Raw genomic sequence first — 21773 nt, forward strand, 5'->3', positions numbered from 1 at the left:
GGCGGACGATGGTCGTAGCCCGCGGCTATGCACACACGCGGCGCAGACCAGAGAAGACCCGGACCACAGAGCAGGGAGAACGCCCATGCCAGACCAGACCGTTCCCGAGCCCGTCCGTTCGTTCCTCGACGCCGTCAACCGCCACGAGGAGGCCACCTTCCTCGACGCGTTCACCGAGGGCGGTGCGGTCGACGACTGGGGTCGTGTCTTCACCGGCCGCGAGCAGATCAAGGGTTGGAGCGACGAGGAGTTCATCGGCGCGAACGGCACGCTGACCGTCGAGGAGGTCGAGGTCACCGGAGCGGAAGTCACCGTGGTCGGCGACTGGCGCTCCACGCATGCCAACGGACGCTCGCGCTTCACCTTCGAGGTTGCCGGCGACCGGATAGCGAGGATGACCATCCGCGAGGGCTGACCGTCACGGGTGGCGTCGGCACCAGACGGTCTAGTCCGTCCGGTCACAACGACCGCGCGACCAACGGAATGACGACGAAGGCGACGACGAGCGAGACGAGCACACTGACGCCGAGCGCGATGCCGGCGCCGGCGGCCGCCCGGCCGCGCGGCCCCTGCCGAAGTCCGGCGATCCCGAACCCGATGGCCACAAGCGCGAGCACGATGTTCACGACGGCGAACGGCAACGCGAAGAACTGGCTTGCCTGGGCCGTCGACCACCCGTTGCGGGCCATGAGGCTCGGGAGCATGACCCCGGTGGCCTGCTGAAAAGCTCCGACCAGGACCGTCACGGCTCCCGCGATCAGGGAGACGGTCGCCGGGGTGTTCTTGGCCTGGGCCGGGAAGCCGCCATAGACCGGGCCGTTCGGGTTCGGAGCGTACGGCGTCGGCGGCAAGGCACCGCCCGGCCCACCCGGCGCCTGTTGCGCCCCGGTGCCGAAGCTGCCAGGTGGCACGGAGGCGGCCGGCGGACCGTACGGGCTGCGGCCCGGCTCGTCCTCGGTCGTCATGGCGAGCATGCTTCCACGGCCGGAGCCGCAGAATCATGGAGATCGTCCCGGATCACCGGATCGAGTGTCATCGGCCCTCCGTACGGTCGGCGCCGACCCGTTCGGACCACCGGTAGTGCCAGAGCACCGCAGCGAGGACGGCGGTGAGGCCGATCAGCATCGCGGTCACGCCGCCGGACCCCGCTGCTGTGACGAGCGCGACGAGGCCCCACACGAGCACGGCAGCCCCGTACACCGCCGCCAGGCGCGGCAGGTAGCGCCGCCACAGCCCGGCCGGCAGGCGTGCCGGCGGGGGAACGCTCGCCGCGAGCGCCGCCGCGAGGTGCACGGTCAGCATGCAGGCCGCGCCGAGCAGCGCCCACGTACCGCTGGACTGCGCGGCTCCCACCCACTGCCAGACGAGATAGAGCAGCAGCAACGCGGGCAGCGCTCCGTGCGGGACCACGGCCACCGCGATCGCCAGCACGACCGGCACGAGCATCAGCCACGGGTCCCATACCCACGTCCCGGCGGCCGCCGTCGCCGCGAGCACGAACACCACGGTGGCGACCACGATCGCCGCGCGCACCGCGAGCTGCTCGCGCGAGGCGTCCCGCAGTTCGTCCCAGGGCCTCACCGGGACGCTCCCGCCCGTCCGCGGTGCGCGAGCCGCCGCAGCACGAGGTCGAGGCTGCCCGGACCGGCCCACGGCACCACGGGCACGCCACTGTGCTGGATGCGCCGGGTCTCGCGGTCGCGTTCGAGCATGCGGATGCGCCACGCCAGGGCGTCGAGTGGCTCCCAGTCCGGCGGGGGTGCGGTGTCCTCGCCGAGGGCGTCGACCACCACCACGGTCAGTCCGCTTCGGGCCAGCGCGGCCACGCGGGCGAGCGCGGTCGGCGAGACGAGCGCCGAGACCATGACCACGAGTGACCCGCTGCCCAGTCCGGAGCGGAACCGCCGCAGGGCGTCATCGCGCTGCTGGCCCGGGCTCACCCGGCTGAGGACGTCCCGGACGCGCCGTCCGTGCCGCTGGCCGGTTCCGGGCGGCAGGCGCAGCGGCGTGCGTCCGGAGAAGACCTGCAGACTGACGCGGTCGCCCTGCCGCACGAAGTGCTCGGCCAGAGCGGCCGCGGCGCGCACGGACCGGTCCAGTGAGCTTGCCGCGCCGTCGATCCCCTCGGAGCGGCCGAGCTCGATGTGAGCGTCGACGAGCAGCGCCACGTGCGTGTCCTGGTCGGCGTAGGAGGACGTCACGTGCAGCTCACGGGACCGCAGCGACCGTGCCCAGTGGATCCGTTTGAGACGGTCGCCCCACTGGAACGGTCGGATGGTCGCGAACTCGGTCCCCTCCCCGGGTCGTGCGGAACGGTGTTGGCCCACCAGGCCCCGCGGCCGCGGTGCCGGTGCGGAGGCGTCGAAGGCCACCGGTGCGGGCAGCACGCGCACCGTCCGCGCCGGCAAGGTCACCGGGCCCCAGCGGAAGGCCCCCCAGGCCGTCGTCGTCCCGACGAGCATCGGGCCGATCTCGTGCGTCCCCCACCGCCGGGGGTCCGCGCCGGTGACGAGGCGGACCTCCTCACTCGTGCCGTCCCCGGTCTCCAGCAGCTGCACCCGCGCTCCGTGCCGGGGACGCCGATTCATCCACGGCGTGGCGGCGAGGGAGGTACTGACCAGTTCGGCGCCGTCCGTCGGCGTCATGTCCACGACGACGGCCGCGCGGTCCCCCTCCGTGACCACGCGGCGGGTCAGCCGGCTCGACGCCGCCGGGCTCCCGCGCGGTGTGTCGAGGATCGACCACCCGGCGATCGCCGCGAGCGGTGCGACGAGCACCACCAGGTCCGGCCGGCGAGCCAGCAGCGCAAGGAGCACCCCCGCAGTACTGACGAGCACCGCGCGCAGGTGGGCGTGCGTCATCCGCCACCGGCTCTGCGGCGGGGAGCCGGTGGTGCGGGAGGAACCCGGCGCGGTCGTGGTCACCGGGGTCGGGCCGCCGTCGTCTCCGCCGTGGCGACTTCCCGGGCCGCGGGCACGGGAACCTGACCGAGGACCGTGTCGACGACGGCCGCGCCGGTCACATCCGACATCCACAGCTCCGGCGCGATGACGATGCGGTGGTCGAGGACCGCGTGCGCAACCGCCTTGACGTCCTCGGGAGCGAGGAAGGAGCGGCCCTCGATGACGGCTCGGGCGCGGGCGACGAGGACCAGGGCGAGCGACCCACGCGGCGAGGCGCCGACCTGCACGGCCTGGTGCGCGCGGGTGGCGGCGGCGAGCGCGACGCAATACCGCGCGATCTCGTCCTCGACGGGCACGGCCTCGACGGCACGTTGCATGGCCTGCAACCCCGCGGCATCGGTGACGGCCTCGAGGTGGATGTCCTCCTGGCGGCGGGCCAGGCGACGGCGGAGCACGTCGACCTCGTCGTCCTCGGAGGGGTAGCCGAAGGACAGCCGCAGCAGGAACCGGTCGAGCTGAGCCTCCGGCAGTGGGTAGGTGCCCTCGTACTCGACAGGGTTGGCCGTGGCGAGCACATGGAACGGCTGCGGCAGGCCGAACGTCTGCCCCTCGACGGTGACCTGATGCTCCTGCATGGCCTCGAGCAACGCGGACTGGGTCTTCGGTGGCGTGCGGTTGATCTCGTCCGCGAGCAGCAGTCCGGTGAACAGCGGCCCGTTTCGGAACTCGAAACTGCCGCTGCGCTGGTCGTAGACGAAGGCGCCGGTCAGGTCGGCGGGCAGCAGGTCCGGAGTGAACTGGGCACGGGCGAAGTCCAGACCGAGGGTCTGGGCGAAGGAGCGAGCCGCCAGGGTCTTGCCGAGCCCAGGCAGATCCTCGAGGAGGACGTGCCCGCCGGCGAGGACCGCGGCGAGCAGCAGCGTCAGCGGCTCCCGTTTGCCGACGACGGCGCGTTCCACACGGTCCAGGACGGCGCCGGCACGCTCGGTCACCTCCTCGATCGGGAGGGTGTGGTCCGGGTGGGGTGTGGTGGTCACAGCTCCTCGATTCGGGAGACGACGTCGGACAGGTGGCGCCGATCGACCGGTCGCGTGGCGCTGGGATCGCCGGCGAGGTAGCGCCGCAATGGCGGCGGGAGTGCATCGGCGGTGGCCGGATCGGCGTCCGGGTCGAAGCCCCGGGCGGTCAGCCGCTCGCGGGTGAGGCCGTGCAGCAGCTCGTGGGCGGCGTCCGGGCGGTCGTCGCGCTCGACGGCGTCACGCAGCAGGTGGCGGATGCGGCCGAGCCGGTGATCGAGCCCGGCGCGGGCGATCGGTGGTCCGGCGTCGTCGGCCCCGAACCAGGCCGCCGGCGCGAGATCGTCGAGCACCGCGGTGAGGGTCCAGCCGATGGCGCCGAGGACCACGGCGATCAGAACGGCGGTCAGGACACCCGCCGGCCAGGGCGCGGGAAGGAGGCCGTTCTGCCACAGGATCAGCACGGCGAGCAGGGCGATGCCGAATACCGCGGCCAGTCTGCGCAGCCACCGGCTCATCGCGACCCTCCGGCTGCGCCGTGGTGCGGCCGGTCGTCGTCGACCGGACCCGAACCGGCGGCCGGGGCGGTGACGTCGGCGTCCGGCGCCGGGCCGTCGCTCGTCATCGGGTCTTCACCTGCCGTCGAGTCCTCCCTGGAGTGGATGAGAATGGCTTGGTGGATGCGCCCGAGCAGGTCCAGGGCGGCGGCGCGATCCGTCTCGGTGATCGGCCGGCGGGAGAACCGGGCGGTGCGGTACAGGTCGGCGAGGTTGCTCACGGTGGCCGGTGCGACCTCCCAGGTGGCCAGGACGCGCGCGGTGAACTCGCCGGCGGTCTCGGCTGGGTCGCGCGCGAGTCCGGCTCGCTCCGCGGCATCCTCGAGAGCCACCCAACAGGCGACGATGGCGTTGCGCGGGTCGCCCTCCGTGGCACGACGCCGAGCCTGAGATCCGGTGGCACGCAGCAACAGCTCCGCGTCGACGTCCTCATCGTCCGGGAGGCTCCGGTCCGTCCGACGGCCGCGCCACCAGCGCCACACGCGCCACAGGGCGGCCGCGAGCAGCACGAGGAGCAGGACCCCGACCACGTCCGCAACGATGTCCCAGCGCACACGGGCGTCGGCGCCCGGCCCGGCGAGCGGGTCCAGCGCCGGCATCGGCGTCTGGTCGCCGGAGGGCAGCTCGACCGGGCCCTCGCGGCGGGCGCCGCCGCGCTCGAGCTCCGGATCCAGGACGACCACCGGTCCGGCGGCGGCCCAGGCGAGCAGGACGAGCGCGGCGGTGGCGAGGGCTGCACCGATCGCACCACGCCATTGCCGCATGGCGTCACGATACGGCGCACCGCGCCCCGGCCCGAACGAGAGGCGCGCACCGCGAGGTCGCCGACTCGATCGAGCCAGATTCCGCGGGCATGTGCAGCAGCGTCGGCGCGCCTCGTGGAACCGCGACGGTGGATCATGTAATGAGTTGAGGTGGACGCAGAAAAACACTCTAGCCAGACCGCCCTGTTCGCCGCCGCAGCCCGAGCTGCGCATCCGCTGGTCGACAACCGGCCCCACCTCCTCAGCGACGAGGTTGCGCAGCGGTTGTGCCGAACCGCGAGTCCGTCGCCCCTCGACTATCAGCTGTCTCAACCCGGGTCACCGGTCCTCGCCGCCGCTCGGCTCGCGAGTTGCACCAGAGCACGCTTCGCGGAGGCCGTGGTGTCCGAAACCCAGGCGGACCAGGTCCTCCTTCTCGGCGCGGGGCTGGACACCGTCGCCAATCGACGGCCGGCTGCCCCTCCGGTGTCGGTATGGGCCGCCGACCGCCCGGACGTGCTCAGCTGGCGATCTCGACTCTTCCACGAGGCCGGGCTGAACGACAGGGCTCGGTGCGTGCCGGCCGACCTTGCGGCCGGTCTCGATCTCGAGGATCTCGAGGCGGCCGGCATGGACCTCAGGCGCCCAGTCCTCGCCCTGTGGCTGGGCGTGAGCATGTACCTCACCCCTGAGCGGTGTCGCGACTTCATCGGCGAGCTGGCCGCCCTACCTGCTGGATCGAGGGTCGTCGTCGATTACCACCTGAGCCCCGAACACCGTGACGAGGCCGGCCGCGCCTACGCGCAGGCGGTGGCGGCGATGGCCGGACACGCGGGCGAACCGTGGCAGTGTTCGACCGCTCCTGGGACCGTCGCCGGCTGGTTCGTCGGACACGGATGGCGCGTCGAGCTCGACGTCGACGAGGCGGCTGCGACCCCGGAGGGGTTCTTCGATCGTCAGGAACACCTCTCGCCCATGCGGTTGGTGCGACTGCTTCACGCTGTTCGATAGATTCGATCCGGCAGGGCGGCTGTCCGGCTGGGCCGGACAGGCCGAGCTGCTGCCACGATGACAGAGTGAGCGGGCATTTCACGACGGCGCAGGCTGCCCAGGCGCTCGGTGTGCGGCAGTCGACGGTCTACGCCTACGTCTCCCGAGGCGTGCTGCGCCGGACCACCCGAGTCGTCGACGGCCAGCGGATCTCGCTGTTCGACCGGGACGAGGTGCTCGGACTCGCCAGCCAGCACGCGCGCCCACGTGCCGGCGCTCTCACCACGCTCATCGAGTCCGACGTGACCACCCTGGCGCCGTCCGGCAGGCTGGCCTTCCGCGGACAGGACGTCGCCACACTCGCGGCGCAACCGTTCGAGGAGGCCGCCTGCATCGTGTGGGACGTGCCGGCTGACCCGTGGCCTCCGCTTGCCGACCCGATGTCAGCGGCCGTGGACCGGGGTGTGCCGGGATCGGTGACGTTCCCGCCGGACCGGATCCAGCTCGCGGTCACGCTCGCCGCACCGATGGACCCGCAGCGGACGGATCTCTCGCTCCCGCACGTCGTCGCGGCAGCGCAGCAGGCGATCCGCGTGGGCGCGCGGACGGCTGGGACGTCCGCACCGGACGCGTCCGCCCGTCCGGTGCGGCAAGGCGGCGCCGCGCCGGACGACGCGGCAGGGCACGCCGCCGCGGCCACGGACACTGCCGTGGCGCCGATGCTGTGGCACGGCCTGACCGGTCGGGCGGCCGGCACCGAGGAGCTCGCGGCACTCGAGACGGCGTTGGTGGTTCTCATGGACCACGAGCTCGCGGCGTCGACACTCGCGGCCCGGGTGGCGGCCAGCACGCACGCCGACCCGTGGTCGTGCATCCTCGCGGGCCTGGCCGCCCTCCGCGGGCCGCGCCACGGGGCCGCGAGCCGGGACGCGACGGCGATGCTGCGGACCTGGTTGGACCGCGGCGAGGCCCCTCAGGCTCCGAACGCCGGATTCGGCCACGTGGTCTACGAGACCACCGATCCGCGCGCCGAGATCGTGCTAAACCGGGTGGCCGCCGTGAGCCCGGACGTGGCCGAGGCCGTCGACACCCTGAGCGTGCAGGTGGCCCGGCGCCACGGACGGTTACCGAACGTCGACCTCGCCCTCGCCGCCCTGGCGGTGGCATGCGACCTGCCCGACGGAGCCGGCCAGGCGATCTTCATGATCGCCCGCACCGTCGGGTTCGCCGCACACATCGCCGAGGAGTACCCGCACGGACCACGGTTCCGGCCCCGCGCCGTCGGATCCTGACCGCGGCCGCTACCGTCCTGACCGGCCACCCGATGCGTCGAGGCGGCACGTTGATCCGATCAACCTGGTCAGGCCCGCCACCGTGGCGGACGATTGCCGGTATGAGCGAGAACAGTCAGATCCGGCCCGGGCTGGCGGGCGTCGTCGCCTTCGAGACGGCGATCGCCGAACCCGACAAGGACGGCGGATCGCTGCGGTACCGCGGCGTCGACGTCGAGGAGCTGGTGGGCCGGGCGGACTTCGGCCGTGTATGGGGCCTGCTGGTCGACGGTGACCCGAGCCGCGGCCTTCCGGCAGCGGATCCGCTCGGACTGCCGATCGGCTCCGGTGAGTCCCGGGCGGACGTCCAGGCAGGACTCGCGGCGGCCGGACCGCGGCTGGGGCTGCGGCCCCTGGTCGACGCCGACGCGGCACAGGCCCGAGCCGATCTCGCGCGCACGTCTGCCGCGGCGCTGTCCCTCGCGGCGCAGTCGGCGCGCGGGGTCCAGCCGGCCGTCCCCGAGTGGCAGGTCCAGGCGGGAGCGACGCCGGCCGAGCGGTTCATGATCGCGTGGCAGGGCGAGCCGGATCCGCGGCATGTCGAGGCGGTCGACGCGTACTGGATCACCGCGGCCGAGCACGGGGTCAACGCCTCCACGTTCACGGCGAGGGTGGTGGCCTCCACGGGTGCGGACGCGGCGGCGTGTCTCTCGGCCGCCGTCGGGGCGCTGTCCGGCCCGCTGCACGGTGGTGCGCCGTCGCGGGCGCTGGCGATGGTCGAGGAGGTCGAGCGCACCGGGGATGCCCGCGGCCACGTGCGCTCGGTATTGGACTCGGGGCAGCGGCTGATGGGCTTCGGGCACGCCGTCTATCGGGCGGAGGACCCCCGGGCGCGCATCCTGCGGGAGGCGGCACGGCGGCTCGGCGCCGACCGGTTCGAGGCCGCAGCCGCCCTGGAGGAGGCCGCGCTGGCCGAGTTGCGCGAGCGCAAGCCGGACCGGGTGCTGGCGACGAACGTCGAGTTCTGGGCGGCCGTGCTCCTGGACTTCGCGCGCATCCCGCCGTCGTTGTTCACCCCGCTGTTCGCCTGTGCCCGCACGGCCGGGTGGAGCGCGCACGTGCTCGAGCAGCACGCGCTCGGCAAGATCATCCGGCCCTCTGCGGTCTACGTCGGTGAGCAGAAGGTGTCGGCGGCGTCGCTTGGTCTATGAGACCGTGGGCATGGCTGCTGCGCTACCTTGAGCAGGACTCCTACGCTACCTTGAGCAGCCCGCGAGCCCCTTCCGTGAGCACGGCCGGGACCATGGCCAGCGCCTCGCAGGCATCCGTTCTCCGCCGCCGGCGCGGCAGGATGGCCACATGCGCGCTGTGGTCTACGACGAGTTCGGCGGCACGCCCCGCGTCCGCGAGATCGCTGGCCCGACGGCACCGGACGGCGGAGTGGTCGTCGAGGTCCGGGCGACGGGTCTGTGCCGGAGCGACTGGCACGGCTGGGCCGGCCACGACGACGACGTCCGGCCCCCGCACGTCCCCGGGCACGAGCTGGCGGGCGTGGTCGCCGCGGTCGGCACAGGTGTCCGGCGGTGGCGGGTGGGCGACCGGGTCACCGTCCCGTTCGTGTGCGGGTGCGGCGCATGCCAGTGGTGCCACCGGGGCGAGGCGCAGGTGTGCCCGAACCAGGAACAGCCCGGGTTCACATACTGGGGCTCGTTCGCCGAGCAGGTCGCCCTGTACGCCGCCGACACCAACCTCGTGGCCATCCCGGACGGCGTCTCGTTCGAGGCGGCCGCGGCGCTGGGCTGCCGATTCGCGACCGCGTACCGCGGTGTCCTCGCGCGGGCCGGGGTGTCGCCGGGCGAGTGGGTGCTCGTCATCGGCGCCGGGGGCGTGGGCCTCAGCGCGGTGATGATCGCGGCCGCACGCGGCGCGCACGTGATCGCCGTGGACCGCAACGCCGAGGCGCTCGAGGCCGCGGCGCGGCTCGGTGCCGAGCACACGGTCCGCGCCGGAGAGGGCACGGATGTGCCGGAGGCGGTCCGGGCGATCACCGGCGAGGGCGCCCATGTCTCGGTGGACGCCATTGGGGCTGAGGCGGCCTGCGCCGACGCCGTTCTCAGCCTGCGGCGCCGGGGCCGCCACGTCCAGATCGGCCTGCTCCCGCCCGACGACGGCGGGCATCCCCGGATCCCGATGTCCCGAGTGATCGGTTGGGAGCTCGATGTGCTGGGCAGCCACGGCATGGCGGCGGCCGACTATCCGGGGATGCTGGCGCTCATCGAATCCGGCTCGCTGCGGCCGCAGGACCTCATCGAGAAGGTGATCGGCCTCGAGGAGGCGGCCGCGGCTCTGCCCGCGTTCGGCCGGGCGAGAGTGGCGGGGATGACGATGATCGATCCGCACCGGCCGTGATCGGCACTCGGACCCGGGCCTCCTGGTCTAATTGGACGAGAGCGCCGGGAGGAAGGACGTGGCCCGCATCTGGTGGGAGCTCGAGCGGTGCCTCGATGTGCCGGTCGACGCCGTGGACGCCCTGCTCAGGTCAGCCGGCCGTCCGCCGTCGACGAGGTCGAGACGACCGGCGAGCTGCCGAAGGCGTGCACCGAACCACGCCGCGGCCAGCGCGATCACGAGGTACATGGTGAGCGCCTGCGTGGCGTATTCGGGTAATGCACGACCCACCCCGTACCGGCGTCGTCGCGCCAGATGTACGGCTCATCCAGGCGACGGCGCCGCCGAGCAGCTGCGAGCCGACGAAGATGGCGGCCGCCTCCCCGACGGGACGCCACCACCGACCGGCCCCCTCCCGGCGCAGGGGTCCGTCGACCGCCGGCTCGTCCACGACGACTTCTTCCGCCTGGTGCGCGACGAGCCCCGCTCCGGTGTCGCTTTCGACGCGATCCTGTTCAGCCGATGACACGGACCGGGCAGCGCGCGACACCCGCGCGCTGAACGCGGACGTCCGCGGTCACGAGGGTGACGTCGTGCGCCTCGGCGACGGCGACGTACCCGGCGTCGTACGCGGAGAGGTTCGACCGGAGCTGCCACATTCGCTGCAGGTGAGGGCCGGTCGGCACATCAGCCGTCGTGATGTCGCGAAGCCACTGGACCGCAACCTCGGCTTCGTCCAACCCGATCTTGCCTCCGAGGAACAGGCCGCGGGTCGCGGAGAGCACCTCGGTCCGCCAATGCTCGGGCGCGATCCAGGCCGGATCATCCCGCAGCACCCGGACGGCTCGCATGACCCGGGGGTCGGCTTCCGGATCTCCGTGCAGCGCCAGGACGGTGACTGACGCGTCCGGAGCGATCATGCGTCGGCGCGCTCGCGTGCGGAGTCGAGGGAGCTGAGCACGTCGGCCGTCGTCACGCCGGTGGCTCGACGGGAGGCAGCCACCTGATCGAGGAGCACGCGGTTGGCAGCAAATGACGCCTCCCGCATGACGACGTCGCGCAGGAACATCGTCAGCGACTGTCCTCGCTCGCGGGCGCGTTCGGCCAGGACGTCACGGACGTCGTCGGGGACGTCTCGGATCTGCAGATAGGCCATCCACTCAGAATACGTTGGTCGTGCATGCATACTCAATGCTCCATCGCCTCGTCCGCCGGACCCGCCATAGCCGTGCAGCTTCGGCTGAGAATGCAGGCGCCACGAGACCTCCTACGCTGGAAGAACCGTCGTACGCCGGTGTCGTGCCTCCCTCTCGTGCCTCACACGGAGACGATGAGACACGTGCCTCGTCAGGAGTGACAGCAATGGCCAACCGCCTCGCTTCGGCAACGAGCCCCTACCTGCTCCAGCACGCCGGGAACCCGGTCCACTGGCAGGAGTGGGGCGAGGAAGCGTTCGCCGAAGCCCGACGGCGAGACGTCCCGGTCCTGCTGTCCGTCGGGTACGCGGCGTGCCACTGGTGCCACGTCATGGCGCACGAGTCCTTCGAGGACGATCGGGTCGCGGAGGTGATGAACACCGGCTTCGTGCCGGTCAAGGTGGATCGCGAGGAGCGTCCCGACGTCGACGCGATCTACATGAACGCCACCACCGCCCTGACCGGGCAGGGCGGCTGGCCGATGACGTGCTTCCTCACCCCGGACGGCGACCCGTTCTTCTGCGGCACGTACTACCCGCGGCCGCAGTTCCTCCAACTGCTGACCGCCGTCGGCGAGGCCTGGACCGAGCGTCGCGAGGAGGTGCTGCGCTCCGGCTCCCAGATCACCGACGTGATCTCCCGCGCCTCGGCCTCCACGCCCGTGAACGCCCTCGACGACGCCGCCCTGACCGACGCCGTCACCACGCTGCGCAGTCAGTTCGACGCCGTCAACGGCGGGTTCGGCACGGCCCCGAAGTTCCCGCCGAACATGGTCCTCGAGTTCCTGCTACGCCACCACGCCCGGACCCGTGGCGCCGACAAGCCCGACGCCGACAAGCCCGACGACGCCCTCGCCATGGCCCAACAGACCTGCGAGGCGATGGCCCGCGGCGGCATGTACGACCAGCTCGCCGGCGGGTTCGCGCGCTACTCGGTGGACGCCGAATGGGTGGTGCCGCACTTCGAGAAGATGCTCTACGACAACGCCCAGCTGCTGCGGGTGTACCTGCACCTGCACCGAGCGACCGGTTCCGCCCTGGCCGAGCGGGTGGCCCGCGAGACGGCGGACTTCCTGCTCGCCGACATGCGCACGCCGGAGGGCGGGTTCGCCTCGGCGCTGGACGCCGACGCCGACGGCGTCGAGGGCCTGACCTACGCCTGGACGCCCGGCCAGCTGACCGAGGTGCTCGGGGAGGACGACGGCGCTAGGGCGGCCGAAGTCCTGTCCGTCACCGACTCGGGCACGTTCGAGCGCGGCACCTCCACGCTGCAGCTGCGCTCCGACCCGGACCCGCAGTGGTGGACCGAGGCGCGGCAGCGGCTGCTCTCGGCACGGGCCGAGCGACCACAGCCTGCCCGTGACGACAAGGTGGTCACCGCGTGGAACGGCCTGACGATCGGCGCCCTCGCCGAGGCCGGTGCACTGCTGGAGGAGCCGCGGTACCTCGAGGCAGCCCGGGCCTGCGCCGACTTCCTGCTCGCGACGCACCTCGTCGAGGGCTGCCTCCGTCGCACCTCCCGGAACGCGGCCGTCGGCACGGCGGCGGGCGTCGCCGCCGACTACGGCAACCTGGCCGAGGGACTGCTCACGCTGCACCAGGCCACAGCGGAGCCGCGGTGGCTCGAGGCGGCCGGCGGTCTCCTGGAGGTGGCGCTCGACCGCTTCACCGACGGGTCGGGCGGGTTCTTCGACGTCGCCGACGACCAGGTCAGCGCCGGTCAGCTCATCACCCGGCCGAAGGATCCCAGCGACAACGTCGAACCGTCCGGACAGTCCGCCCTCGCCGAAGCCCTGCTGACCTACGCAGCGCTGACCGGCTCGACCCGACACCGCGAGGCGGCCGAGCGCGCCGTCGCGGCGGCGGGAGCCATCGCCCGCCAGGCGCCGCGGTTCGCGGGATGGACACTCGCCGTCGCCGAGGCGGTGGCAGCCGGACCGCTGCAGGTCGCCGTCGTCGGGGATGACGGCGGGGAGCTGATCCGGACCGTGCGGCGGTCGGACTCCCCCGGCCTGGTCTCCGTCGCCGGCGAACCGGACGCCGACGGCGTGCCCCTGCTGGGCGATCGGCCGCTGGTCGACGGTGGCCCTGCCGCGTACGTCTGTCGAGGGTTCGTCTGCGACCGGCCGGTCACCACCCGGCAGGAACTCGAACGCGCCCTGACCGCAGGAGGTCCGCGATGAGCCGGAGTACCCGCGAGGTCCTCGAGTCGCACCTCGCCCATCGCGAGTCCGGCGACCTCGAGGGTGACCTCGCCGAGAACTACCACCCCGACGTCGTGCTGCTCTCCTGGGGTGAGGGCAGTGACCGCGGGCTCGACGGCGTCCGGCATCGGGCGCAGGTGCTCTCCTCCTATGTCGGTCACGGCGCGTTCGAGTACGAGGAACTGCTCGTCGAGGGCGAGATGGGCATGCTCCGGTGGAACGGCGTGGAGGGCGAGGTCCGCGTCCGCGACGGCGTGGACTCCTTCGTGGTCCGCGACGGTCTCATCGTGGCGCAGACGATCTACTACGTCGTCGACGGCTCGGACTGAGGCCGGCTACGGCGCCGGCACGAGCGCCGAGCTGACCTCGACCACACCCTCCCCCAGCGCGTCGTCGAGCTGTTGCTGGAGCGTGCCGTCGTCGTAGATGACCGACAGGCCGACGTGGTTCTCGGCCACCGAGATCCCGGCGCTCTGGTACCCCTCGATCTCGGACAGTTGCTGCTGCGCCGCCTCGAGGTCGGCGTGGCTGTGCTCCGCCGCTAAGACGCACAGCGCCCCGCCCCAGACCTCGCGCAGCTGCTCCTCGGCCGCGCCGGTCTCCCCCGTGACGAGGACGTTGACCACCAGCTGCCGCGGGTCGTTCATGGCAGCCTCGACCTCGTCGGGGTCGTCGCTGCCGTGGGCGGGGTTGATGGACTGGTCGAGCCACGATCCGGCGTACCCGTCCAGGTCCGCCGCGACGGCGAGCACCTCCTGGAGCGTCTCGTCGGTCGTCAGCGCGGGATCACGCACCTGCCACCCGCCGTCCGGCTCGGCGCACGGGGTCGACAGGTCGGTGCCGTTCTCGGGTGGTTCGCCGTCCCACTCGCTCGCGGGTGTCACCTCCTCGACGGTGAACTCCTCGCCGTCGTAGGTGCCGACGACGACGAACTCACCCCACCGCACGCCTGCGGCTTCCTCGTACTCGCCCTCGTGAGCCGCCCAGTCCCAATCGGCCAGTCGCGGCCCACCGCACTGCGGCGGGTAGGACTCGGCGATCGCGCCCAGACACAGTTCGGCGCCGTCGCCGTCGTCGAGCACCGTCGCCGGGCTCCGCGTGGTCACTGCGGCGTCGGGATGTGGGGTCGGCGCCGCCGACGGGACCTCGCCGCTGCCGCCCGTGTCACCGCCCGGGCCGGCACCACCACCCGTGTCACCGGCATCGCCGCCGCATCCGGCCACGAGCACGGCCCCGGCCACGAGGACGGGGAACATCGAAACCTTCGGTGGCCGCCTCATCAAGACATGATGACGCATCGCGCCCTCCCGGCGCCGGTTACGCCGACGCACCCCTCCGGTTGCCGGTATCGCCGACGCACCGCACAGTCGACACCGGAGGAGGTGTGCGATGAACCGCCATCTGAGCGAAGACAAGGCCGAGTCGCCGCCCGATCTGCGCGCGGCGTCGTGGGGCTACACCGCCCGCAAGGCGCTGCGCGAGTTCGGCGCCGACGACTGCACCGACCTCGCCGCCGCCCTGACCTACTACGCGGTGCTGTCCATCTTTCCCGCCCTCATCGCCCTCGTCTCGCTGCTCAGCCTCGTCGGCCAGGGGCAGACCACGAACACACTGACGTCGATGGCCGAGGACCTCGTTCCGGGAACGGCCATGAACACGCTCGGCCCGGTCATCGAGAACCTCACGACGGCGCCCGCCCCGGGCATCGGACTCGTCGTCGGTCTGCTCGTGGCGCTGTGGACAGCGTCGAACTACGTCACGGCCTTCTCCCGGGCGATGAACCGGGTGTACGAGATCGAGGAGGGACGCCCGCTGTGGAAACTGCGCCCGGCGATGTACCTGCTGACCCTGGTCATGCTGGTGCTCGTCGCCCTCGGCGCCGTCATCCTCGTGATCTCCGGACCCATCGCCGAGCAGGTCGGATCCCTCATCGGCCTCAGCGGCGTCGCGGTGACGATCTGGAACATCGCCAAGTGGCCGGTGCTCCTCATCGCCGTCATCGCCGCGATCGCCCTGCTGTACTGGGCGACCCCGAACGTACGGCAGCCGAAATTCCGGTGGATCTCGCCCGGCGCCATCATCGCCATCGTCGTGGCGCTCCTCGCCTCGCTGGCTCTGGGTTTCTACGTCGCCAACTTCGGGAGCTACAACGAGACGTACGGCGCCCTGGGCGGCGTCATCGTGGCGCTGCTGTGGCTGTGGGTGATGAACCTCGCCCTGCTGTTCGGCGCGGAGTTCGACGCCGAGCTGGAGCGGTCCCGCGAGCTGCAGGCCGGCATCCCCGCCGAGGAGACCATCCAGCTACCCGCTCGGGACACCAAGGCCAGCGAGAAGAAGGCCGAGAAGGCCCGGGCCGACGTCGAACGCGGGCGGGCTTTGCGCGTCTCGCGCGGGCGGACCCAGGACCCCGACGAGGTCTGAACGACCCGAGGGAGCACAGCTCCTGGGGACCCGACCTCGAGTCATCCCTCGGGCGTGGTCACAGGTCGTCGGGATCGACGACGACGATCCGATCGTCCTCGGGCGCCGGGGCACCGCGCGAGGTGTTCGACGTCAGCAGCCACAGCTGACCCGCACTGTCCACCTCCGCCGCACGAAGCCGGCCGTACTCGCCGGCCAGCAATCGCTCGGGCTCACCGACGTCGGCGCCGTCCAGCGGCACCCGCCACAGCGACTCGCCACGCAGCGCCGCGACGTAGACCTCCTCCTCGGTCACCGCGATCCCGCTGGGTGAGGCGTCGGCTGGTCGCCAGGTCAGCAGCGGGTCGGTGTACTCGGCGCCGCCGCCGTCGCCCTCGACCTGTGGCCAGCCGTAGTTCTCACCCGGCTCGATGCGGTTGAGCTCGTCCCACGTGTCCTGGCCGAACTCGCTGGCGACCATGGTCCCGGCGTCCTCGCCGGACGGGATCCATCCGAGTCCCTGGACGTTGCGGTGCCCGAGCGACCACACAGGCGAGTCCGAGGTGGGGTTGCCGGCGGCCGGGTCACCGTCGCGGTCGACCCGCAGGATCTTGCCGGCCAGCGAGTCGAGGTCCTGCGCGGCGGACCTGTCGTCCGCGTCCCCGGAAGCGACGTAGAGGAAGCCATCCGGGCCGAACGCCAGCCGGCCGCCGTTGTGGCGCTGCGGATGGTGCGGGATCCCCTCGAGGACGACCTCCTGGACGCGGAGGTGCCCGCTGTCGAGCTCGCCGTCGTCGAATCGCAGCCGGATCACGCGGTTGTCCTCGTCCGTGGTGGCGTAGACGTAGACGTTCGCGGGGTCCTCCGGGTCGGCGGCGATACCGAGCAGGCCGCCCTCCCCGCCATGCGCGACCCCGGGCACGACGGCGGCCTCGGTGACCTCGCCGTCGGGGCTGATCCGCAGGATGCGGGCGGTGTCGCGCTCGGTGACGAGGGCGTCGCCGTCGGGAAGGAAGGTCAGGCCCCAGGGCGAGCGGAGGCCGGTGGCCAGAACTCCCGGTTCGGCGACCTCGGGCCCGTCCGCGCCGTCTTGGGTGCGGTCGTCATCAGGGTCGTCAGCGCCGTCGTCATCAGAGCCGTCTGCGCCACCGGGCTCGGCGGTCGCAGACGGGACCGCGTCGGTGCTGGCCGGCGTCGAGGCGTCCTCCGGCCCGGAGGTGCACGCCGCGACGGTCGCGCCGGCGACCACCAGTGCCGCTGCCCGGCCTCGGCCCGATCCTGACATCGACGTCGTCATTCCGGGAACGGCGTGATCATTCGGGGAATGGCGGGCACTGGTCGAGGATCTCGAGCTGGTGGTCGAGCCCAGTGACGGACAGCACGAACCGCATGGTGTCTGGCGGCTGGATCACCCGGGTGGGCAGCACGCCGGCGAGGCGGCGCAGACGCACCACGCCGGCGGAATCCATGAGGCGGACCGTCCGGGCGTCGACGTCCACCGGCGCCCCTGCCGCGACGCATTCCTGAACGGCCACGGCCAGCTCCGAGTCCATGTCACGGTCGATGCGACCGGAGACGACCAGGCGTGTCCGCGCGTTCGAGAGCAGCACAGCGACGGCGTCCCTCGTGGCCGCAGCGCTGTCTCCCGGCTGCAGCCCGTGCTGTGGGAGGTGGGTCACCGGCATTCTGCGCCCCCTCACCGGAGGACGGCCCGCGCCCTCCCCTACCGAGCAGCTCGTGGCTCGAGCTTGCCACACCGGAGCGGGAATGGGAATGCTCCGTCACGCGATGGGCTACCGATGAGGTGCGAATTTGAACAATCTCTGACCAGAAGGTGACTCAGCAGTAATGCCGCCTCAGGACAGTGGTCGCCGAGGCTCACTCGTACCGGGTGCCGCCGGGCGTCGCGAGCACGAGTTGCCCTTGGCCGGTGAGCGTCAGCTCTTCCTCGTCCGGCGTGACGTACACGGCCTGGCCACGCTCCAGGCGCGTCTCGTTCCGCCCGCCGTGCACGTGGGGCGATCCGGCCGTGGCGACGGCCACCGCGGGTCCGGACAGGCGGACGCGCGGCCGTTCGCCGGCGCTGCCGCCCGAAGCGGGCATCGACGTCAGGCGGGTGAGGGCGAACTCCGGGCCCGGGCCGAGATGCGCGACGCCGGGCGCAACCTCCGTGGGCCGGGCCACCACCTCGCGGCGCTCGCGGAAGTCGGTGATGCGCTGCAGCGCGGCGACGTCGATGTGTTTGCCGGTCAGTCCCGCGCGGATCACGTTGTCCGAGGCGCGCATCACCTCGATGGCGAGACCTCCCAGGTAGGCGTGGATCTCCCGGGGCTGGACGTAGACCGCCTCCCCCTCCTCGAGGTGGACGCGGTTCATCAGTGACGCCACGAGGATTCCGGGATCGCCGGGGCGGCTCGCCCCGAGCTCGGCGAGGGTCCGGGCCTCGGCCTCGAACCGTCCGCCCGGGTAGCGCTCCGCCGCCGCGACGACCGCTCGGCACAGCGATTCGGCGCTCGCGCTGCCGTCGAGGAACCACGCGACGAGGCGACGTAGCGTCTCCTCGGGTTCGCCGTCGAGCTTCGCGGCGAGGTCGTCGAGCGGCCGGCGGTCCTCGGCGGACGCGGCGGCCTCGGCCAGCTCGGCGACCAGGGTCTTCGTCGCATCGAGCGGCCGGAAGCCGACGAGCGCGTCGAACGGCCCGCCGAGGGCGAGGGCCAGTTCGGGCTTCGGGTACGGGTCCTTGTAGGTGCGCTCCGGGTCGGTGAGGGCGACGCCGCGTGCGTTCTCGTCCGCGAACCCGCGCTGCGCCTGTTCGGCGTCGGGGTGCACCTGGATCGACAACGCCTGCGCTGCGGCGAGGACCTTCATGAGGACGGGGAACTCGTCACCGCCGCGTGAGGCGCCGAGTGCGCCCTCCGGATCGGCCGCGATCCACTCGTCGAGCCGCTCGTGGCCTCCGGCCGCCTCCGGGGTGAGGATGCGGCTGGGGCTGAGCTGGTGGCTGCCGAGCCAGAGTTCCGCCTCGGGCCCGCCGGACGGTGGCCGCCCGGTGAACTCGGCGATGGCCTCGTGTGAGCCCCAGGCGTAGTCGCGTGGTTCGTTGGTGATCGGCAGGAGCATCAGACGTCGCCGTCCGTCGTGCCGCGGACGAAGGCCTTGACGGTGGCACACTCGCGACCGACGCCGGCCCCGTGCGGCCGGATGCGGTACCGGCCGACGTCGGCCGGCACGATGAACGTCTCGGCGTAATGCACCACGAACGGTTCGAATGCTCCGTCGGGACTCTCCACGACCGCCTCCGGTCCTTCGACAAGGTTCAGCACGTTGACGGTACCGCGGGTGTCGTGGTCGACGGCGCCGGTGAACCAGTGCCGGCGGACCTCGATGAACTCGAGCTCGTGGAGGCCGGTGCGCTCCTCGCGCCACCCGTCCCCGGTGGCGAGCGGGGTGACCCGGTCCACGAGCTGCTGCGTGGTCCACTCCGTGTCCCGCTCCCACTGGATGTTGGCCAGCGCGTGGTCGAGGTGGATCGGGCGCGGGATCCCGTCCAGGCCCACCCGGCCCCAGTCCCACATCTTGAAGGTGAAGATGTACGGCGTCGCGGAGATCTCGAGGACCATCGAGTTCGCCCCCGAACAGTGCACGGTGCCGGCGGGGATCTGGAAGTGATCGTGCCGCTTCGCCGGGAACCGGTTGATGTAGCGTTCGGCCGGGAACTGGCTCTCCCCGCGCTCCGCGCTCCGCAGTTCGCGAGCCATCTCCTCGCGGTCCGCCCCGGTCTGCACGCCGAGATAGACGACGGCGTCCTCGCCCGCGTCGAGCAGGTAGTAGCTCTCGTCCTGGGTGTAGTGCATCCCGAAGGTGCGTTGGATGTAGTCGGTCAGCGGGTGCACCTGCAGCGAGAGGTTGCCGCCGCCCATGGTGTCGAGGAAGTCGAACCGGATCGGGAACTCCGCACCGAAGCGCGCGAACGTCCGCGGTCCGAGCAGTTCCGCCGGACGGGCCAGGACGACGTCGAGGGCCGGGATCTCGACGACCTGCTCCCCGACCTCGAGCAGGAGGCTGTTCTCCTCGGGCACGCAGTCGAAGCACCAGGCGTAGTTCTCGCGGTCGGGGTCGAGCCCGCACACCTGCTTCATCCACTGCCCGCCCCAGACACCGGGGTCGAAGAACGGCACCACTCGGAACGGGCGCCGCACCGCGGCGTCCAGGCCGGCTCGGAAGGCCGCGCCGGTGATCAGCGTGGCTTCGCCGACCGAGCGCGTGGTGTCGAGGAGGAAGTCGACCCGGCCGATGAGCGCGCGCTTGTGCTCGTCCGCGGTGCGCCACTCGACGAAGTAGCCGCGCTTGAACTTGGTGAGCGGCGCCGCGGAGGCGTTATCAGCCCGCCAGTTCGGCGCGCCGGCACGCTGGCGCTGCTGGATCTCCCACCGCGGCAGGTCGGCGAGCACCACGGTGGTCGACTCGACCGGGACGAGGGCCGCACCCCACCCCACCAGGACGCTCTGCCCCGGACGCGACGTCACCCGGTCCGCGACGGCGTCCAGGCGTGCCTCGTCGTAGAACTCGGCGAGGTGGTGGTGGGACATGAGGCCGAAGACGCTATCGTCGGTCAGGTCGCGCCGGATGAGGGCGTCGATCCGGTCCGGAGGCAGCGCCGCTTCAGTCTCGATATCGATGACGTCGGCGTCGGGCAGCGCCTTCCGCACCGCGTCGACGACCCCGCCGACGTCGGTCCCGGGGTAGCAGTCGATGACGACGGTCCCGCCGTCGGCGTGGTCCGCCAGCGCCGACCAGACCTCACCGCGCTGCCAGGCGCGGTGCTCACCGGGTACCCGGATCGTCGGGAACTTGTCGTAGGCGCCCGGGATCGCGCTCTCAGGGACCTGCATGTCACTCCTGACCGGTAACGCTACCAAACGGGTCGCCGTTCAGTACGGCGGCGAGTAGCGATGGACGTACGGCGGTGGCCCGTCAGAGGGATCGCAGATCGAGCAGTACGGGCCGGTATCGTTACCAGCGTAAGCCATGACCACCCCGCCGCGTCCACCCGGAACGCGCGGACGTGCCGAGCCGCTGGAAAGCCATGATGGACGACATGCGATCACATACCCGGGACGACCGCCGTACGGACCCCGCACTCGATGACCGCGCTCCCGCCACCGCGAGCTGGGTCGCGGTGGACATCGGCGGCACGCACGTGACGTCCGCGACCGTCCGCCCCGACCTGGAGATCACCGACGAACGCCGCCTCCCGCTGGACGCGGAGGCGCCCGCGGACGAGCTCCTCGACGCCATGGCCGACGCCATCCGGGTCCACGGCGCACTCACCGCGCCGGTCGCCATGGCGATCCCCGGACCGTTCGACTACCGCCGCGGCATCGGCGACTTCACCGGAGTGGCGAAGTTCGGCGCTCTGTACGGCGTGGACGTCCGTGCCGGCCTTGCACAGCGATGCGGCCGCGAGCCTGGCTTCGTGCACTTCATCAACGACGCGGACGCGTTCGGCCTCGGCGAGTGGGCGGCCGGCGCCGGACAACGGTCGGGCCGGTGCATCGCCATCACGCTCGGCACCGGTATCGGATCGGCATTCGTCGATCGCGGGCACTGCGTCAGCACGGGAGACGCCGTGCCGCGGGACGGGGACATCCACACCGTGCGCATCGACGGCGTCCCACTGGAGGAACGCGTGTCCCGACGCGCACTGCGCGCCGCCTACCTCGACCGCACGGGCCACACGGCGGACGTGGCCGAGATCGCCGAGCGTGCGCGCTCGGGCGAGCCGGAGGCGCTGGGCGTCCTCGAGGCCGGCATGCGCGTCCTGGCGCGCGCCTTCGCGCCGTGGTGTGAGGCGTTCGGCGCCGAGCGGCTCGTGGTCGGCGGCTCCATGGTCGCCTCCGCGGATCTCCTCTTCCCCCCGTTCCGAGCCGCACTCGCCGCACTTCTGGCCGATCCGCCGACCGTCGCGCCGCGGCTCCTCAAGGGCGAGCAGGCTGCACTCCTCGGCGCGGTGCTCGGCGCCGACCCCGCGGCGGCCGACCGCCTCGCGGGCCGCGCACCCGCGTAACGGGCGGTACGGCCTCCCTGCCGAGAGCGGACGATCGAG

At 72.3% G+C, this 21773-nt stretch carries 22 protein-coding genes; 9 read left to right on the top strand and 13 right to left on the bottom strand.

Annotation, left to right across the window (positions count from 1 at the left end; all coding sequences use genetic code 11):
• Positions 1-85 precede the first annotated feature (85 nt).
• A complete protein-coding gene (locus ACFSE6_RS13840; RefSeq protein ID WP_388008177.1) occupies positions 86-415 on the top strand; it encodes a nuclear transport factor 2-like protein in 330 nt (109 codons plus the stop codon).
• A gap of 43 nt (positions 416-458) precedes the next feature.
• On the opposite strand, the gene ACFSE6_RS13845 is transcribed toward ACFSE6_RS13840, so the two are convergent.
• The 6 genes from ACFSE6_RS13845 to ACFSE6_RS13870 all read right to left on the bottom strand — a co-directional run bounded on the left by ACFSE6_RS13845 (position 459) and on the right by ACFSE6_RS13870 (position 5240).
• Positions 459-965 carry a hypothetical protein gene (locus ACFSE6_RS13845; RefSeq protein ID WP_388008180.1) on the bottom strand — a complete coding sequence of 169 codons (507 nt, stop codon included), beginning with the start codon at positions 963-965 and terminating at the stop codon, positions 459-461.
• 67 nt (positions 966-1032) lie between these two features.
• Positions 1033-1581: a hypothetical protein gene (locus ACFSE6_RS13850; protein WP_388008183.1), complete on the bottom strand. Its 549-nt coding sequence runs from the start codon at positions 1579-1581 to the stop codon at positions 1033-1035.
• Positions 1578-2924: a DUF58 domain-containing protein gene (locus tag ACFSE6_RS13855; protein WP_388008186.1), complete on the bottom strand. Its 1347-nt coding sequence runs from the start codon at positions 2922-2924 to the stop codon at positions 1578-1580. The genes ACFSE6_RS13850 and ACFSE6_RS13855 overlap by 4 nt, the downstream gene beginning before the upstream one ends.
• Positions 2921-3940: an AAA family ATPase gene (locus ACFSE6_RS13860; protein WP_388008188.1), complete on the bottom strand. Its 1020-nt coding sequence runs from the start codon at positions 3938-3940 to the stop codon at positions 2921-2923. The genes ACFSE6_RS13855 and ACFSE6_RS13860 overlap by 4 nt, the downstream gene beginning before the upstream one ends.
• Complete coding sequence (locus ACFSE6_RS13865; RefSeq protein WP_388008191.1) at positions 3937-4437, bottom strand: hypothetical protein; 501 nt, start codon at positions 4435-4437, stop codon at positions 3937-3939. The genes ACFSE6_RS13860 and ACFSE6_RS13865 overlap by 4 nt, the downstream gene beginning before the upstream one ends.
• Complete coding sequence (locus ACFSE6_RS13870) at positions 4434-5240, bottom strand: DUF4129 domain-containing protein (protein WP_388008194.1); 807 nt, start codon at positions 5238-5240, stop codon at positions 4434-4436. Before ACFSE6_RS13870 ends, ACFSE6_RS13865 begins: the two co-directional genes overlap by 4 nt.
• Positions 5241-5390: 150 nt before the next feature.
• On the opposite strand from ACFSE6_RS13870, the gene ACFSE6_RS13875 reads away from it, so the two are divergent.
• The 4 genes from ACFSE6_RS13875 (at position 5391) to ACFSE6_RS13890 (ending at position 9889) form a co-directional block, all read left to right on the top strand.
• A complete protein-coding gene (locus tag ACFSE6_RS13875; RefSeq protein WP_388008197.1) occupies positions 5391-6230 on the top strand; it encodes a class I SAM-dependent methyltransferase in 840 nt (279 codons plus the stop codon).
• Between the two features lie 65 nt (positions 6231-6295).
• Positions 6296-7501, top strand: coding sequence for a citrate/2-methylcitrate synthase (locus tag ACFSE6_RS13880; RefSeq protein ID WP_388008200.1), 1206 nt, complete (start codon positions 6296-6298; stop codon positions 7499-7501).
• Between the two features lie 101 nt (positions 7502-7602).
• Positions 7603-8691, top strand: a complete 1089-nt coding sequence (locus ACFSE6_RS13885; RefSeq protein ID WP_388008203.1) for a citrate synthase 2 — start codon at positions 7603-7605, stop codon at positions 8689-8691.
• 148 nt (positions 8692-8839) lie between these two features.
• Positions 8840-9889, top strand: coding sequence for a zinc-dependent alcohol dehydrogenase family protein (locus ACFSE6_RS13890; protein ID WP_388008206.1), 1050 nt, complete (start codon positions 8840-8842; stop codon positions 9887-9889).
• 494 nt (positions 9890-10383) lie between these two features.
• Here the strand turns inward: ACFSE6_RS13890 and ACFSE6_RS13895 are convergent, their stop codons facing one another.
• Both ACFSE6_RS13895 and ACFSE6_RS13900 read right to left on the bottom strand, forming a co-directional pair.
• The gene (locus ACFSE6_RS13895; RefSeq protein WP_388008209.1) at positions 10384-10788 is read right to left on the bottom strand and encodes a type II toxin-antitoxin system VapC family toxin; all 405 of its coding nucleotides are present in this window, start codon (positions 10786-10788) and stop codon (positions 10384-10386) included.
• Positions 10785-11024, bottom strand: coding sequence for a hypothetical protein (locus ACFSE6_RS13900; RefSeq protein ID WP_388008212.1), 240 nt, complete (start codon positions 11022-11024; stop codon positions 10785-10787). The genes ACFSE6_RS13895 and ACFSE6_RS13900 overlap by 4 nt, the downstream gene beginning before the upstream one ends.
• Positions 11025-11230: 206 nt before the next feature.
• On the opposite strand from ACFSE6_RS13900, the gene ACFSE6_RS13905 reads away from it, so the two are divergent.
• Positions 11231-13246: a thioredoxin domain-containing protein gene (locus ACFSE6_RS13905; protein ID WP_388008215.1), complete on the top strand. Its 2016-nt coding sequence runs from the start codon at positions 11231-11233 to the stop codon at positions 13244-13246.
• Positions 13243-13596 (top strand): nuclear transport factor 2 family protein, encoded by a 354-nt coding sequence (locus tag ACFSE6_RS13910; RefSeq protein WP_388008218.1) that lies wholly within the window; start codon positions 13243-13245, stop codon positions 13594-13596. Before ACFSE6_RS13905 ends, ACFSE6_RS13910 begins: the two co-directional genes overlap by 4 nt.
• Positions 13597-13602: 6 nt before the next feature.
• On the opposite strand, the gene ACFSE6_RS13915 is transcribed toward ACFSE6_RS13910, so the two are convergent.
• Positions 13603-14547, bottom strand: a complete 945-nt coding sequence (locus tag ACFSE6_RS13915) for a hypothetical protein (RefSeq protein WP_388008221.1) — start codon at positions 14545-14547, stop codon at positions 13603-13605.
• A 109-nt stretch (positions 14548-14656) separates the two neighbouring features.
• Between ACFSE6_RS13915 and ACFSE6_RS13920 the strand changes: the two genes are divergently transcribed.
• Positions 14657-15688, top strand: a complete 1032-nt coding sequence (locus ACFSE6_RS13920; protein ID WP_388008224.1) for a YihY/virulence factor BrkB family protein — start codon at positions 14657-14659, stop codon at positions 15686-15688.
• A 58-nt stretch (positions 15689-15746) separates the two neighbouring features.
• Here the strand turns inward: ACFSE6_RS13920 and ACFSE6_RS13925 are convergent, their stop codons facing one another.
• From ACFSE6_RS13925 to ACFSE6_RS13940, 4 genes are all read right to left on the bottom strand, one after another.
• Complete coding sequence (locus ACFSE6_RS13925; RefSeq protein ID WP_388008227.1) at positions 15747-16952, bottom strand: PQQ-dependent sugar dehydrogenase; 1206 nt, start codon at positions 16950-16952, stop codon at positions 15747-15749.
• Between the two features lie 28 nt (positions 16953-16980).
• Positions 16981-17346: an STAS domain-containing protein gene (locus tag ACFSE6_RS13930; protein WP_388008230.1), complete on the bottom strand. Its 366-nt coding sequence runs from the start codon at positions 17344-17346 to the stop codon at positions 16981-16983.
• A 199-nt stretch (positions 17347-17545) separates the two neighbouring features.
• Complete coding sequence (gene manA, locus ACFSE6_RS13935; RefSeq protein ID WP_388008233.1) at positions 17546-18787, bottom strand: mannose-6-phosphate isomerase, class I; 1242 nt, start codon at positions 18785-18787, stop codon at positions 17546-17548.
• Entirely contained in the window at positions 18787-20559 is a 1773-nt protein-coding gene (locus tag ACFSE6_RS13940; protein ID WP_388008236.1) for a class I mannose-6-phosphate isomerase, read from the bottom strand. The genes manA and ACFSE6_RS13940 overlap by 1 nt, the downstream gene beginning before the upstream one ends.
• A 206-nt stretch (positions 20560-20765) precedes the next feature.
• Between ACFSE6_RS13940 and ACFSE6_RS13945 the strand changes: the two genes are divergently transcribed.
• Positions 20766-21734: an ROK family protein gene (locus tag ACFSE6_RS13945; protein ID WP_388008239.1), complete on the top strand. Its 969-nt coding sequence runs from the start codon at positions 20766-20768 to the stop codon at positions 21732-21734.
• The last annotated feature ends 39 nt before the right edge of the window (positions 21735-21773 follow it).

This window comes from Georgenia deserti, assembly GCF_042680605.1.
Lineage (GTDB): Bacteria > Actinomycetota > Actinomycetes > Actinomycetales > Actinomycetaceae > Allobogoriella > Allobogoriella deserti.